This is a genomic window from Streptomyces sp. CA-249302 (assembly GCF_050936785.1).
Classification (GTDB): domain Bacteria; phylum Actinomycetota; class Actinomycetes; order Streptomycetales; family Streptomycetaceae; genus Streptomyces.
In genome coordinates, this window is record NZ_JBNJMG010000001.1 from 10,848,691 (window position 1) to 10,861,957 (window position 13,267).

The 13,267-nt window shown below is 70.9% G+C and carries 14 protein-coding genes; 3 read left to right on the forward strand and 11 right to left on the reverse strand.

What is annotated here, in order from left to right; all coding sequences use genetic code 11:
* Positions 1-4: 4 nt before the first annotated feature.
* From ACQEWB_RS49120 to ACQEWB_RS49170, 11 genes are all read right to left on the reverse strand, one after another.
* Positions 5-889: a 3-hydroxybutyryl-CoA dehydrogenase gene (locus tag ACQEWB_RS49120; RefSeq protein ID WP_432843368.1), complete on the reverse strand. Its 885-nt coding sequence runs from the start codon at positions 887-889 to the stop codon at positions 5-7.
* Positions 886-2,076, reverse strand: a complete 1,191-nt coding sequence (locus ACQEWB_RS49125) for an acyl-CoA dehydrogenase family protein (protein WP_432843370.1) — start codon at positions 2,074-2,076, stop codon at positions 886-888. The genes ACQEWB_RS49120 and ACQEWB_RS49125 overlap by 4 nt, the downstream gene beginning before the upstream one ends.
* A gap of 113 nt (positions 2,077-2,189) precedes the next feature.
* Positions 2,190-3,308, reverse strand: coding sequence for an alcohol dehydrogenase catalytic domain-containing protein (locus ACQEWB_RS49130; RefSeq protein ID WP_432843372.1), 1,119 nt, complete (start codon positions 3,306-3,308; stop codon positions 2,190-2,192).
* Between the two features lie 249 nt (positions 3,309-3,557).
* On the reverse strand, positions 3,558-5,051 hold the full coding sequence (locus ACQEWB_RS49135) for a class I adenylate-forming enzyme family protein (protein ID WP_432843374.1): 1,494 nt from the start codon (positions 5,049-5,051) through the stop codon (positions 3,558-3,560).
* Complete coding sequence (locus ACQEWB_RS49140; RefSeq protein WP_432843376.1) at positions 5,048-6,286, reverse strand: NAD(P)/FAD-dependent oxidoreductase; 1,239 nt, start codon at positions 6,284-6,286, stop codon at positions 5,048-5,050. The genes ACQEWB_RS49135 and ACQEWB_RS49140 overlap by 4 nt, the downstream gene beginning before the upstream one ends.
* Complete coding sequence (locus ACQEWB_RS49145; protein WP_432843378.1) at positions 6,283-6,606, reverse strand: 2Fe-2S iron-sulfur cluster-binding protein; 324 nt, start codon at positions 6,604-6,606, stop codon at positions 6,283-6,285. Before ACQEWB_RS49145 ends, ACQEWB_RS49140 begins: the two co-directional genes overlap by 4 nt.
* A gap of 19 nt (positions 6,607-6,625) precedes the next feature.
* Positions 6,626-7,822, reverse strand: coding sequence for a cytochrome P450 (locus ACQEWB_RS49150; RefSeq protein ID WP_432843380.1), 1,197 nt, complete (start codon positions 7,820-7,822; stop codon positions 6,626-6,628).
* Positions 7,819-8,232, reverse strand: a complete 414-nt coding sequence (locus ACQEWB_RS49155) for a cupin domain-containing protein (protein ID WP_432843382.1) — start codon at positions 8,230-8,232, stop codon at positions 7,819-7,821. Before ACQEWB_RS49155 ends, ACQEWB_RS49150 begins: the two co-directional genes overlap by 4 nt.
* A 270-nt stretch (positions 8,233-8,502) precedes the next feature.
* On the reverse strand, positions 8,503-9,045 hold the full coding sequence (locus ACQEWB_RS49160; RefSeq protein ID WP_432843384.1) for a MarR family winged helix-turn-helix transcriptional regulator: 543 nt from the start codon (positions 9,043-9,045) through the stop codon (positions 8,503-8,505).
* Positions 9,046-9,080: 35 nt separating this feature from the next.
* Positions 9,081-9,929 (reverse strand): fumarylacetoacetate hydrolase family protein, encoded by an 849-nt coding sequence (locus tag ACQEWB_RS49165; RefSeq protein WP_432843386.1) that lies wholly within the window; start codon positions 9,927-9,929, stop codon positions 9,081-9,083.
* Positions 9,926-10,516 (reverse strand): carboxymuconolactone decarboxylase family protein, encoded by a 591-nt coding sequence (locus ACQEWB_RS49170; protein ID WP_432843388.1) that lies wholly within the window; start codon positions 10,514-10,516, stop codon positions 9,926-9,928. The genes ACQEWB_RS49165 and ACQEWB_RS49170 overlap by 4 nt, the downstream gene beginning before the upstream one ends.
* Positions 10,517-10,597: 81 nt before the next feature.
* On the opposite strand from ACQEWB_RS49170, the gene ACQEWB_RS49175 reads away from it, so the two are divergent.
* From ACQEWB_RS49175 to ACQEWB_RS49185, 3 genes are all read left to right on the forward strand, one after another.
* Positions 10,598-11,458 carry a VOC family protein gene (locus ACQEWB_RS49175; protein WP_432843390.1) on the forward strand — a complete coding sequence of 287 codons (861 nt, stop codon included), beginning with the start codon at positions 10,598-10,600 and terminating at the stop codon, positions 11,456-11,458.
* Between the two features lie 77 nt (positions 11,459-11,535).
* Complete coding sequence (locus ACQEWB_RS49180; protein ID WP_432843392.1) at positions 11,536-11,988, forward strand: aldehyde dehydrogenase family protein; 453 nt, start codon at positions 11,536-11,538, stop codon at positions 11,986-11,988.
* 8 nt (positions 11,989-11,996) lie between these two features.
* A complete protein-coding gene (locus ACQEWB_RS49185) occupies positions 11,997-13,103 on the forward strand; it encodes an aldehyde dehydrogenase family protein (protein ID WP_432843394.1) in 1,107 nt (368 codons plus the stop codon).
* The last annotated feature ends 164 nt before the right edge of the window (positions 13,104-13,267 follow it).

Consider the following 13,267-nt stretch of genomic DNA (forward strand, 5'->3'; position numbering starts at 1 on the left):
GGTGTCAGTTGCCCTTCTCGGAGTAGTCGTGGAAGCCGCGCCCGGACTTCCGTCCGAGCAGTCCTGCTTCGACCATGCGCAGCAGCAGCGGCGGCGCGGCATGCAGGGGTTCCTTGAAGTCCGCGTACATCGCGTGGGCGATCGCCGCGAGGGTGTCAAGGCCGATCAGGTCGGCGAGCCTCAGTGGCCCGAGGGGGTGGGCGCAGCCGAGGACCATGCCGTTGTCGATGTCCTCCGCCGAGGCGAAGCCGGACTCCAGCATCCGGATGGCGGACAGGAGGTAGGGCACCAGCAGGGCGTTCACCACGAAGCCCGCCCGGTCCTGGGAGCGGATCACCTGCTTGCCGAGCGTGCCGGTGACGAACTCCGCCGCCCGGGACTGGGCCCCAGGACCTGTCAGCAAGGAGGGCACGATCTCCACCAGGTCGAGGACGGGGACCGGGTTGAAGAAGTGCACCCCGATCACCTGGTGCGGTCGTGCGGTGGCCATGCCCAGCTTCATCACGGGCAGCGAGGAGGTGTTCGACGCGAGCAGTGCGTCCTCGCGTACGACGACCCGGTCGAGGGCCGCGAACAGGCGGAGTTTCACCGCCTCGTCCTCCGTCGCCGCCTCCACCACCAGGTCCCGGTCGGCCAGTTCGGCCAGGTCGGCGGTGACCCGGAGCCGTCCGAGGGCGGCGTCGCGCTCCTCGCCGGTGAGCTTCCCGCGTCGTACGCCCCGGTCGAGGGAGGTGGTGATCCGGGCCCGGCCGGCCGCGGCCGAACCCGGACTCACCTCGTGGACCACGACGTCCAGCCCGGCCCGGGAGCAGACCTCGGCGATACCCGCGCCCATCAGACCGCAGCCGACGACGCCGACCCTGCTGATGTCCGCGGTCCGAGCGGTCACCGGAAGGCCGCCTGCCCGGTCAGGGCCTGGCCGATCATGAGGGTGTGCATCTCGACGGTGCCCTCGTAGGTGAGGATCGACTCGAGGTTGTTGGCGTGCCGGATGACCGGGTACTCCAGCGAGATGCCGTTGGCGCCCATGATGGTGCGGGCGGTGCGGCAGATCTCCAGCGCGCTGCGGGTGTTGTTGAGCTTGCCGTAGCTGACCTGCTCGGGGCGCAGTCCCCGGTCGTCCTTCACACGCCCGAGATGGAAGGCGAGCAGCGTGCCCTTGGCCAGTTCGATGGCCATGTCGGTCAGCTTGGCCTGGGTCAGCTGGAAGCCGCTGATGGGGCGGCCGAACTGCACCCGGTCGCCGGCGTAGGCGAGGGCGGCCCGGAAGGACGAGCGGGCGGCGCCCATGGCACCCCAGGCAATGCCGTACCGGGCCTCGTTGAGGCAGGACAGCGGGCCCTTGAGGCCTCGCACCTCCGGCAGCGCCGCGCTGTCGGGCAGGCGTACGGAGTCCAGGACGAGTTCGCTGGTCACCGAGGCTCGCAGGGACATCTTGTGCTTGATGGCGGGCGCCGAGAAGCCGGGGGTGTCGGTGGGGACGACGAAGCCGCGGATGCCGTCGTCGGTGCGGGCCCAGACCACGGCCACGTCGGCGACCGAGCCGTTGGTGATCCACATCTTGCGGCCGTCGAGGACCCAGTCGCCGCCGTCACGGCGGGCGTTGGTGCGCATGCTGCCCGGGTCGGAACCGGAGTCGGGCTCGGTCAGCCCGAAGCAGCCGATGGCGGTGCCGGCGGCGAGCTGGGGCAGCCACGCCTTCTTGTGCTCCTCGGAGCCGAAGGCGTGGATCGCGTACATGGCGAGGGAGCCCTGGACCGAGACCAGGGAGCGCAGTCCGGAGTCGGTGGCCTCCAGTTCGAGGCAGGCCAGGCCGTAGTCGACGGCGCTCATGCCGGCGCAGCCGTAGCCCTCCAAGTGCATGCCCAGCAGGCCGAGTCCGCCGAGTTCCTTGGTGAGGCCGTGGATGTCCTCGATGGCGCCTCGCTCGAACCACTTGGCGATGTGCGGCTCCACGCGCCGGTCACAGAAGGTGCGCACGGCGTCGCGGACGGCGCGCTCGTCGGGGGTCAGGAGGCTGTCCAGTTCCACCAGGTCCAGGGGATCGGCCGGGCGGCCGGGGTTCTGCGTGTGCACGAGTGCTCCAGAAGTCAGCAGCGGGGAAGGGGAGTCGGAAAGGAGAGGACCGCCGGAAGGGAAGTCGACCGGCGGCCCCTTGCTCCAGGGCGGCCGTCAGGCCCGCAGGCCGCTCACGAAGCGGCGGTCGGGCTGATGACGAAGTTGCTGAAGCCGCCGTTGCGCACGGCGATCCCGCCGATGGCGTCGTTGACCTGTTCCAGCGGATACACGTGGTGCTCCAGCGGGCTCAGGTCCAGCAGACCCGCCCCCGCCATGTCGGCCATGGTCTGGCCCTCGGCGGAGGTGAACCACGCCGAGCCGATCAGCCGGAGCTGCTGGTCCATCATCCGGTGGATGTCGATCGGCAGGTCTCCGGCGACGGCGCCGATGTTGACGGCGATACCGCCGCGTGCCATGGCCCGCATGCCCGCCCGGAAGGTCTCGTGCGGGGCGCCGGGGCCGAGGGCGTCGATGTAGATGTCGACACCGTATCCGCCGGTCTCCTCGTGGATCCACTCGTCGAGCGGGCCGTCATCGAGGGAGTGCAGGTGCAGCCGACCGCCGGCGAGCTTGCTCACCTGGTCGAGGAGAGCCTTGTCCCGGCCGGTGCCGTACACGTGGGTGAGGCCCATGGCGGGTGCGAGGAGCGCGGCGGCGATGCCCAGGGTGCCGCTGATGCCGTTGATGAGGATGGTCTTGCCCGGGCCGGCGTCGGCCTTGCGCAGTGCCGAGTACATGGTGCCGATGTAGCCGAACCGGGCGGCGGCCTCGAAGGAGAGTGAGTCCGGCAGTTTCACCAGGCTGTACGCCGGGGCCACCATGTACTCGGCGAGGCCGCCCTGGTAGCGGTCGAGCAGGTCGACGGCGGTAGCGGAGAAGCCGAAGTAGCCGGCGAAGGCGTAGCTGGCGCAGTTGATGGAGTCGCCGCCGCGGCAGGAGCGGCAGGAGCCGCACGAGCGGCCCGGGTTGACGTAGACCCGGTCGCCGGGCTTGAAGGCCTGGACGCCCGCACCGACCGCCTCGACCACGCCCGCCGGGTCGAGGCCGAAGATCGCCGGCAGGGTCGGCAGGGGGCTGTGCGGGAACCAGGTCGTCCACATGTTCAGGATGTTGGCGAGGTTCGGAACGATGTTGCAGGCGTGCACGGCCACCCGGACATCACCGGGGCCGGGCTCGGGTACGGGCAGTTCCTCGATCCGCATCGGCTCGCCGACGGCGTGCATCCGCGCGGCTCGCATGGTCGCACTCATGGCCACTCCTTCGTGGTGTGGAGATGTCGCCGGTGGAGCCGGCCCCCATCTCGTAGGTCGGGGATGTAGGTGTGGGGGCGAGGGATCTGCGTGGGGCTCTCTGGGTGGGGCGGGAGGTACGGCTCCGGGACGGCGCTGCCGACCTTCGTACGGCACTGTCGGGCCGGTCCGGCATCGCAGCGGTCTTCGTGCGGAGTGACCGGCCGCCCGGTCGCGCCGGGCGTCGTCGCCCGTACGGCGGGTGTGATCTCAGTCGTCCAACAGCGTCGTCAGGCGCTGTCGCTGGAGTTTTCCGGTCGCCCCGCGGGGGAGTGCGGGGACGACGCACAGGCGGCGGGGCCACTTGTGGCGGGCCAGCCGTCCGTGGAGGTGGGTACGGACGGCGTCGAGCGTGATGGGCTCGCCGGAGTCGGAGACGAGGAACGCGGTCACCACCTCGCCCCACACCTCGTCCGGCGCCCCGGACACCGCGACCTCGACGACGCCCGGAAGGTCGGCCAGCGCGTTCTCGACCTCGGCGGGGTCGACGTTCTCACCGCCGGTGATGATCGTGTCCTTGACCCGGCCCACGACCTCCAGCCGTCCCGCCGCGTCGACCCGTCCCCGGTCGCCGCTGTGGAACCAGCCCTGGCTGTCGGTGGCGGGCCGCAGCCCGGTCGCCGTCCAGTAGTGCGCGGCGACCGACGGCCCGCGCACCCAGATCTCGCCGGCGGCACAGGTCGGTGCGGGTATCCCCGCCCCGTCCGCGACCATCAGGTCGACATGGGGCACGGCCCGCCCCGCGACGGCGGCGGTCGTGCCGAGTGGCGAGTACGTCACCCCGGCACAGGTCTCCGTCAGCCCGTAGGAGTCGGCGACCCCGATACCGCGCTCGTGAAGCCGGGCCCGGGTGCCCGACTGGGCGGGCGCCCCGCCGGACAGGATCCACCGCAGGGTGTCCAGGTCACCGCTCGTGAACCGGGGGTGCCCGGCCAGCAGCGCGGCCATCGCCGGTACCGCGAACGCGCAGGTCACCCGGTGGTCGCGGACCAGGTCGGTGAACAGGTCCGGCTGGAACCTCGGTGCCAGCACCACTGTTCCGCGCCGCGCCCAGGTGTACTGCGGCAGCCCGCCCAGCACGGCCACATGGGCCAGCGGGGTGGAGACGAGGGCGATGTCGTCCTCGCCGACGGGCAGCAGGGACAGTCCGTTGACCATGCTCCAGTACAGGTTGTCGTGGGTGAGCGCGACCCCCTTGGGACGGCCGGAGGTCCCGGACGTGAACGCGATGACCGCGACGTCGGACCCGCTGGGCGGCTCGGGATCGGCGGCCGGCGTGGCCGCTTCCCCTCCGGGGTGCAGTTCGTCCCACGTCAGCCGGAAGCACATACCGTCGTCTCGGGCCGGCCCCGCGTCGAGGAAGTGCTCGTCACCGACCGTCGCACGCGGCGTGGTCTCCTCGTGGAACACCGCCAGTTCGCCGCCGGTCACCTGGGGATGGACCGGTACGAGGACCGCGCCGATCCGTGTCACGGCGAAGAGCGTGATCAGCGCCTCGGGCCGGGCCGACCCCTGCATCAGGACGCGGTCGCCCCTGCGTACCCCGAACGTGTCGAGACGGGTGGCCGTGCGCCGTACGGCCAGGTCCAGCTCGGCGTAGTTCCAGGACCTGTCCGCGAAGACCAGGGCGGTGCGCGAGCCGGCCTCGGCCGCGCTCGTCAGGAGATGGGCGCCGAACCACGTGGCGGTGGCGTCTGCGGTCATGCCCGCACCTCCTTCGTACGCCGGCCGCGGGCGAGGGCGCCGAGGGTGGTCCCCGCGAGATCGGCGGGGGAGACGGGCGGGTCCTGCTGGAGCAGCCGACGGGCCGCCACGTGCTCGGCGGGCCAGTTCAGCGTCTCCACGGCCACCAGCCGTTCGTCCCGGAAGGCGTACGCGGCCAGCCGATCGGGGGTGTCGCCGGGCACCACCCGCACCTCGTCGGTGCTCGCCCGCAACCCGGCGATCTGGAGCTTTACCGGACCCTGGTCGCTCCAGAACCACGGCAGACTCCCGTACGGTTCCGGGGCGCCCCCGGCGATACGACGGCCCACGAGCGTTCCCTGGTCGATCGCGTTCTGTACGGACTCCAGCCGGACCAGCCCGTCCGCGTGCGGATGCGGATACCGGGCGCAGTCGCCCACGGCGGAGACCCGGGGGTCGGAGACCGAGCGCAGCTGCTCGTCCACGATCACCCCGTCGTCGACCGTCAGACCCGCCTCGCGGGCCAGTTCGTCCCTGGGCGCGGCTCCGATGCCGTAGACCACGAGATCGGCGGGGAGCGGGCCCCGGCTGGTGAGGACCCGGTGGGCCTTCCCGTCCGTGCCCTCGATCCGCTCGACGGCCGTCCCGGTGTGGATCCGGATGCCGTCGTGTTCGTGCCGCTCCCGCAGGTGCCGCTGGAGCTGGGGTGAGACGGCCCGGCTGAGCAGCCGGTCGGCCATTTCGACCACTGTCACGTTCGCTCCCCGTGCCCGGGCGACCTGGGCCAGTTCCAGTCCGATGAAACCGCCGCCCACGACCACCACGTCACGGGCCGTCGTCAGGGCCCGGCCGATCGCGAGCGCGTCGTCGGCGGAGCGCAGCGCGTGGACGCCCGCCAGCTCGGCGCCGGGGACGGGCAACGGGCGGTTGCGCGCGCCGGTCGCCAGGACGAGGTGCTCGTACGGCACCCGCTCGCCCGAACCGGTGGTCACCGTGCTGGCGGCCGTGTCGACAGCGGCGACGTACTCACCGAGCCGGAGACCGATGTCCCGCTCGCGGTAGAACGACTCGGGCACCAGGTCGACGCCCAGGCTCTCGGGTCCGGTGTGGGCCTTCTTGGACAGCGGAGGGCGCTGGTACGGCAGCCGGGCCTCGTCCGCGAACACGGTGACCGGGCCGTCGTACCCCGCACCGCGCAGGGCCTGGACGACACTGAAGCCGCTCTGCCCGCCGCCGACCACCACCACGCCGCTCACACCTGCTCCTCGGGCACGTGGACGACCAGCCCGTCGAGCGCGTCGGAGACCTGGACCTGGCAGCTGAGCCGGCTGGTGGGCCGGCGTTCGGCGGCGGTGAAGTCCAGCATCTCGTCCTCGATGTCGTTCGGCGGTCCCACCAGCTCGCTGTGCCGTTCGTCGACGTAGACGTGGCAGGTGGCGCAGGAGGCGTTTCCGCCGCACTCCGCGACGATGCCGTCGACGCCGTTGGACACGGCCGCCTGCATGAGAGCCGTCCCGGAGTCGGCGGTGACCTTGCGTTGGGTGCCGTCGGGCAGCTCGAAGATGACGATGGGCATGAAGTCCTCCCGGTGGGGCTCAGGCTTGCCAGGCGACGTGCAGCGAGGTGAGTCCCCGGAACACCCAGCCCTCCAACAGGTCCTCCGCGCCCTCGGTGAGGCGGAGTCCCTTGAGGCGGCTGAAGACGAGCGGCCAGGCGAGCGCGCTGACCTCGTGGCGCGCGACCCACGCGCCCATGCAGAAGTGCGGGCCGCCGCCGAAGGCGAGATGCGGGCGGTGGGGGCGGTCGATGTCGAACTCGTCGGCCCGTTCGAAGACCGACTCGTCCCGGTTCCCCGAGGCGATGACCAGGGCCACGCGGCTTCCGGCGGGGAGGGCGACGCCCGCGATCTCGTAGTCCTGGGTGAGCTGGCGGGGATACATGCCGATCGGCGAGATCCAGCGCGCGGTCTCCTCGAAGACCCGCTTCCACAGCCCCGGATCGGCGACGACCCGGTCGAGCACGTCCGGGCGGCGCAGCAGTGCTTGGGCACCGACCCCGAAGACGTCGCGCGGTTCGTTGACGCCGCCGCCGATGATGACCTTGATGTTGTTCTGGATCTCGGTGAGGGACACCGGGCCCGCCGCGTGGACCATGGAGGAGATCACCGAGCCGTCGGGCTCGCGCCGGGCGGCCTCGGCCATCTCGGCCACCGCGTCCTCGATGGCCCGGGTGGCCCGCTCGGCGCGCAGCCAGATGTCCGGGTCGTCGGCGTAGTTGCCGTTCGCGGCCATCATCGCCCGTGACCAGTCGGAGATGTCGTCGGAGCTCGCGTTGCGCAGCCCCAGGACCACGGCCAGGTTGGCTGCCGCGAGCGGCTCGGCGAAGTCGGCGATCAGGTCGGCCTCGCCGAGCCCGGCTATCCGGTCGAGCAGGTCGTGCGCGTTGCGTTCGAAGGTCCCGGCCCACAGGTCGCGGACCTGACGGGGGCGCGTCGGCGGTTCGGCCGCGGCCCGTAGCCGCCGGTGCTCCGGATCGTCCTCGCGGAGCAGGTTGGGGCCGACCGTGCGCAGCAGCAGCGAGCCCTCCTCGCGGGAGCTGAACACCTCCGGCAGCTTCTCCGCGTGGACGATGTCCTCGTACCGGGTCAGCAGATGCCGTCCGACCGACGGCACCCACGCCAGCGGTGCGGTGCGGCGCAGCTCCGCGTAGGCCGGGTACGGGTCGTCGCGCAGCTCGGCGAGATCCAGCTCGACGACGGGCGCACCCGGCGCCGCGGTCATCAGCGCGTTCACGCGGTGCCGCCGGAGCCGATCAGGACGAAGAAGAGCGTGGCGGGCTCGGTGCCGTTGTTGCGCCAGGCGTGCCGGGTGCCGTTCTGCACGATGAGGTCGCCGGGCCCCAGCGTGGCGACCTCGCCGCCGTCGAGGTCCAGGACGATCTCGCCGCTCAGGACGACGCCGTAGTCCACGGTGGGTGTGGTGTGCATGCCCGGGTTGTCCGGCTCGAACAGCTCCGCCAGGCCCGGGGTGGCCGCCAGCTGCTCGCCGGCGGCGGCCACCGGGTCCCAGGCCGGGTCGGCGTAGACACTGGCCGGCGGGAAGGTGACGGTCAGGGCTATCGTCTCGCCGGGGGCGGGGACGAACGACTTCAGGGACTCCGTCGGGTCGGCCGACGGAACGGCGGGCGCCGCCGTGTTCCACACCAGGGACCGGGCGAAGCCGGGGTGTGGGTGTACTGACGGGTGCGCGGCGGCTCGCCGTCACTGACGATCGCGGGCTTGCCGCTCGGGCTGACACCGGTGACGACACGACGAACCATGATTCTCTCCCTTGAGAAACCGACGGGGGCGTCAGGTGAAGGTGGCTGAACGTTAAAGCGCTTGAGAGATATTGGGTAGAGGTCTGACAGTCAAAGTTCTTACGAATTCGGGGGGTGACGCCATCCAGGGCTCCGGGCGACCGGGCGGGGCCGTTCAGTCTGCGGCCGGGGTCTCCTGATTGACCAGGGTCCGCAGCAGGTGAACCAGCTCACCGAGCTGGTCGTCGCGCAGCACCGCGGTCCACGCCCGCTCCCGGAGGGTCTGGGCTTCGATGGCCTTCCGCAGCGTCTCGCGGCCCTCCTCGGTGAGCTCGACGATCAGCTGGCGGCGGTCGGTCTCGTCGCGCCGACGGGTGACGAGACCGCGGTTCTCCAGGGTCGTCAGCGCGCTGGAGATGCTGGCGCGGGTGGACCCGGAGACCCGGCCGATGTCCTGCTGGGCGAGCCCGTCGTAGGCCCACAGGGCGTTGAGGATGCGGAATCCCGCCCAGGTCAGGCCGAGCGGCCGGTGGACGTGCTTCTCGAAGTCCTTGGTGAGCCGGGCTTCGAGCCGGGTGAGGTCGGTGACCATCTCGATCGCGTCGAGATCCCGTGGGTCGGTGGTGCCCAGCTCGCGGTGGTGGTGGCGCAGCAGTTCTGAGAACTCCCGGGTCCGGCGCAGACTCGTGGCTTCCGATTCCCCAACGGTGTCCGTCACGTTCTCCCACCCTCTCAGGTCCGGCCGGACCGAAGTCAGCCGCCGACTACCGGGTTGACCATAGTGCCGACGCCCGTGACCTCGGTCCGCAGGACCTTACCGTCGGTCAGGTAGAGCCGGGGCGTGCGGCGGACTCCGCAGCCGGCCGGGGTGCCGGTGAAGATCAGGTCGCCGGGCTCGAACGTCACCCGCTTCGACAGCCAGGCGATCAGCGCGGGCACGCTGAAGATGAGGTCCGAGGTGCGGCCCCGCTGCACCTCCAGGTCGTCGACCCAGCCGGCCACCTCGATGTCGTCGGGGTCCTCGAACTCGTCGACGGTCACCAGGTAGGGGCCGATCGGGCTGAAGGTGTCGTACGACTTCGGCAGCGTGAACTGGTTGATGGGCTTGCGCCACTGTTCCCTGCGGTCGCTGATGTCCTGACCTGCTGTGACACCTGCCACGTAGGACCAGGCGTCGGCCTCCGGGATGTTCTTGCCGACCTTACCCATCACCACCACGAGCTCGGCCTCGAAGTCGACCTTGTCGTACTGGGCCTCCACCACGACGGAGTCGTACGGCCCCACGACGGACGAGGCGAACTTGGCGAACACCGACGGCTCGTCCGGCACGGGGAGGTTGGACTCCTCGGCGTGCGCGCGGTAGTTGAGGGCGACACCGATGGCCTTGTACGGCTTGGCGACCCGGCCCAGTCGGCGAGTCTCGAACGGCTTCCAGTCCGCCGTCTCGGCCCGCTCGGCGAGGGCGCGCAGCTCGTCGTGGAGCGAGAGGTCGGAGAGCACCTCGAGGCGCGGCTCGATCGCCCCCTTGCTGGCGTCCGCGATGTCGAGGGCGAGATCGTCGCGGACGACGACCGGGCGGCCGGCGAGGTTGGCGAGCTTCATACGGCTTCTTCCTTCTCGGTCGTTTCGGGCAGCGGCAGTGCGAGGTCGCCCTCGACCTGGACCCCGAGGGTGTTGATCACCGTGGCGATCGTCAGGTACTGGCCGACGGTGTACAGCATGTCGATGACCTGCTCGGTACTCAGGTGGGCCGTCAGCCGTTCCCACAGGTCGTCGTCGACGCCCTGGCGGTCCAGGAGCGAGTCGGTGGCGGTGAGCAGCACCCGGTCCACCTCGTCGAGCCCCTCCCGGGTGCCGGTCGCGGCTGCAAGGATCGTCTCGTCGGCGAGGCCGGCCCGACGGGCGATCCGGACGTGCTGGTCCCACTCGTAGGCCGCCTGCGCCCGGGCCGCGATCCGAAGGATCATAAGCTCACGGGACTTCAGCGGCAGGGTGTTCTTCCCCAGCACGTGGTTGCCGAAGACGATGAAGCGGCGCAGCGCGTCCTCGTGGTGGGCGAGGGTCGCCCAGATCGTGTAGATCCGCCCGTCCTGGTCGCGGTACGGCGCCAGTGACGCCAGCGTCTTCTCGTGCAGCTCGCTCTCGTCGACGGGCTGCAGGCGGGCCTTCTCGGGCACTTCTCCCGGCATCGGGGACCTCCTCGGCTCGATGGCGCCAACGTATTGGTCAAAGTCTTGACCGTCAAGGGTCTAACAAATATCGTCCTGGTCATGACGATCCAGAGCCTTGGGTACGTGGGCATCGGTACGCCCGACCCGGATGCATGGGCGGAGTACGCCCGGACAGTGATAGGCCTCTCCGTCGAGACGGGGGAGCCCGGTGAGTTCGCGTCGCACCGCCTGCGGATGGACCAGCACCCGTTCCGCATGTGGCTCACCGAGGCACGGACCGGCGGCGTGACTGTCATCGGATGGGAGGTCCGCGACCCGGCCGCGATCGACTCGATGACGGTGCGCCTCAAGGAGGCCGGGGTCGACGTGAGCGCCGGCACGGACGAGGAGTGCCGCGACCGCCAGGTGGCCCGCATGGTGCACTTCACCGGTCCGCTGGGCATCCGCACTGAGTTGTTCTGCGGTCGCCGTCTCGCCCCGAGCCAGTTCGTCTCACCGCTGGGCGTCGACTTCGTGACGGGGGAACAGGGGCTCGGGCACGTGGTGATGAAGACACCGCGCGTCCAGGAGGCGGTGGACTTCTACGGCGACGTGCTGGGCTTCCGGCTGAGCGACACCGCCGACTACCCCTGGGGCACCTTCTACTTCCTGGGCTGCAACCCGAGGCACCACAGCATCGCCTTCATCCGCTCCTACAAGAACGAGGGCACCCACCACATCCTGTGCGAGGTGACCAGCCCGGAGGAGGTCGGCCGCGCCCTGGACCGGACCCGCGAGCACGACGTCCAGCTCATGGCGACACTCGGCAAGCACGCCAACGACGGGATGTTCTCCTTCTACATGACCTCACCCGCCGGCTTCGGCATCGAGATCGGTGCGGGGGGTGTGCAGGTCGACGAGAGCACCTGGGTGAGCCGCGTCTACACGGCCGACATCTGGGGTCACCACCCGGTGGACTGACACGGCCGGACGTCCGTCCGGTGGACCGACGGTACCGGTCCTTCCCTCACCGCCCTCGACGAAAGCAGCCGTAACCCATGCTTCAGAGTTTTCTGCAGGACACCTGGGTCACCCCCACGAGCAAGGCCGAGTCGGCGGTCGAAGTCCGCGACGCGGTCACCGGCGAGGCCGTCTGTCACGTCTCCTCCGAAGGACTCGACGTCGCCGAGGCGCTCGACCACGCCCGATCCGTCGGTGGTCCCGCCTTGCGCGCCCTCACCTTCACCCAGCGAGCCGGCCTCCTGGACGCGGTCGCCGCCGCGGTGCGTGCCCGTCGCGAGGAGCTCTACGCGCTCTCCGCCCGCGCCGGAGCGACTCTGTCGGACGCACGGTACGACATCGACGGCGGTATCCGCGTCCTGCGCGACTACGCGGCCCGGGCGCGGGCCGAACTCCCGGACGCCCCCTACCTGTTGGAGGGGCCTGCTGAACGCCTCGCGCGCGGCGAGGACTTCCTCGGCGTCCACCTCGTCACCCCTCACCGGGCCTGATGCTGCAGGTGAACGCTTTCAACTTCCCGGTCTGGGCCCCACTGGAGAAGCTGGCCCAGGCGGTACTGGCCGGAATGCCGAGCGTGGTGAAGCCGGCCACGCCCACCGCATACCTCACGGAACACCTCGTACGGATCGTGGCTGACGCCGCGGTGCTTCCCCCCGGTGCCCTGCAGATGGTCGCGGGGTCGGTCCGTACGGCGCTCGACCTGCTGGGCGAACAGGACGTGCTGTCCTTCACCGGCTCGGCCGCCACCGCCGAGACCCTGCGCACCCACTCCCATCTGGTGTCCCACTCCGTCCGGTTCAACGCGGAGGCCGACTCCGTCAACGCCATCGTGCTCGCCCCGGACACCACGCCGGGCTCCCCGCTGTTCGAGGCGTTCGTGAGCGAGGTCGTCACCGAGATGACGGTCAAGGCGGGTCAGAAGTGCACCGCGATCCGCCGGATCCTCGTTCCTCGCGTGCACGAACTCGCGGCCCTGGACGCGATTTCGGCCCAACTGGCCGGGGTGACCATCGGCGACCCTCGTGCGGAAGGCGTCCGGATGGGCGCGGTCGTCAGCCTGGAGCAACGTGACGACGTACGGCGGGCGGCGCGCGCCATCGCCGAGTCGGGCCGCTTCGTGCACGGTGACCCGGACAAGGTGCGGGTGGTGGGCGCCGACGCGGAGCGGGGTGCCTTCCTGGACACGCTGCTGATCTCCGCCGACCCGGACGCCGCCGCGCCTCACGAGGTCGAGCCGTTCGGGCCTGCGGCGACCGTGCTGGCGTACCGCGACACCGCCCACGCGACGGATCTGATCGCACGCGGCCGAGGCAGCCTCGCGGCCTCCGTGATCGGCGATGACCTCGCCTGGACGACAGCCTTCGTCCGGGAGGCGGCTCCGTGGCACGGACGCCTGCACCTGCTGGACTCGACGAACATGAAGCAGACCACCGGACACGGGTCCCCGCTCCCCGCCCTGCGTCACGGCGGCCCGGGCCGGGCCGGTGGAGGTTCCGAGATGGCGGGCACACGCGGAGTCCTGGACCTGATGCAGCGTACGGGACTCCAGGCATCGCCCAGGCTGCTGGACTCACTGCGGGACGGCGACGCACGCTCGTCGAACTAGCACTCCAGCGGGGCCTCTTCAATTCCACTGGTCGTCGGCGGTCTTTCAGAGCCGAGCGGGCTGACGGGGGATCAGGGGCCGGTTCGGGGCAGCCGTCGTTCAGGGTGGGCGCAGATGTGCAGGCTCGGGGCATGACGGCGGAGTTCGTCACGGGACGCCGGAGT

Coding starts and splice junctions, on each gene's coding strand:
- ACQEWB_RS49145 (WP_432843378.1), bottom strand. CDS start 6,606: ATGCCCATCGTCATCTTCGAGCTGCCCGACGGCACCCAACGCAAGGTC.
- ACQEWB_RS49135 (WP_432843374.1), bottom strand. CDS start 5,051: ATGACCGCAGACGCCACCGCCACGTGGTTCGGCGCCCATCTCCTGACG.
- ACQEWB_RS49180 (WP_432843392.1), top strand. CDS start 11,536: ATGCTTCAGAGTTTTCTGCAGGACACCTGGGTCACCCCCACGAGCAAG.
- ACQEWB_RS49175 (WP_432843390.1), top strand. CDS start 10,598: ATGACGATCCAGAGCCTTGGGTACGTGGGCATCGGTACGCCCGACCCG.
- ACQEWB_RS49130 (WP_432843372.1), bottom strand. CDS start 3,308: ATGAGTGCGACCATGCGAGCCGCGCGGATGCACGCCGTCGGCGAGCCG.
- ACQEWB_RS49170 (WP_432843388.1), bottom strand. CDS start 10,516: ATGCCGGGAGAAGTGCCCGAGAAGGCCCGCCTGCAGCCCGTCGACGAG.
- ACQEWB_RS49165 (WP_432843386.1), bottom strand. CDS start 9,929: ATGAAGCTCGCCAACCTCGCCGGCCGCCCGGTCGTCGTCCGCGACGAT.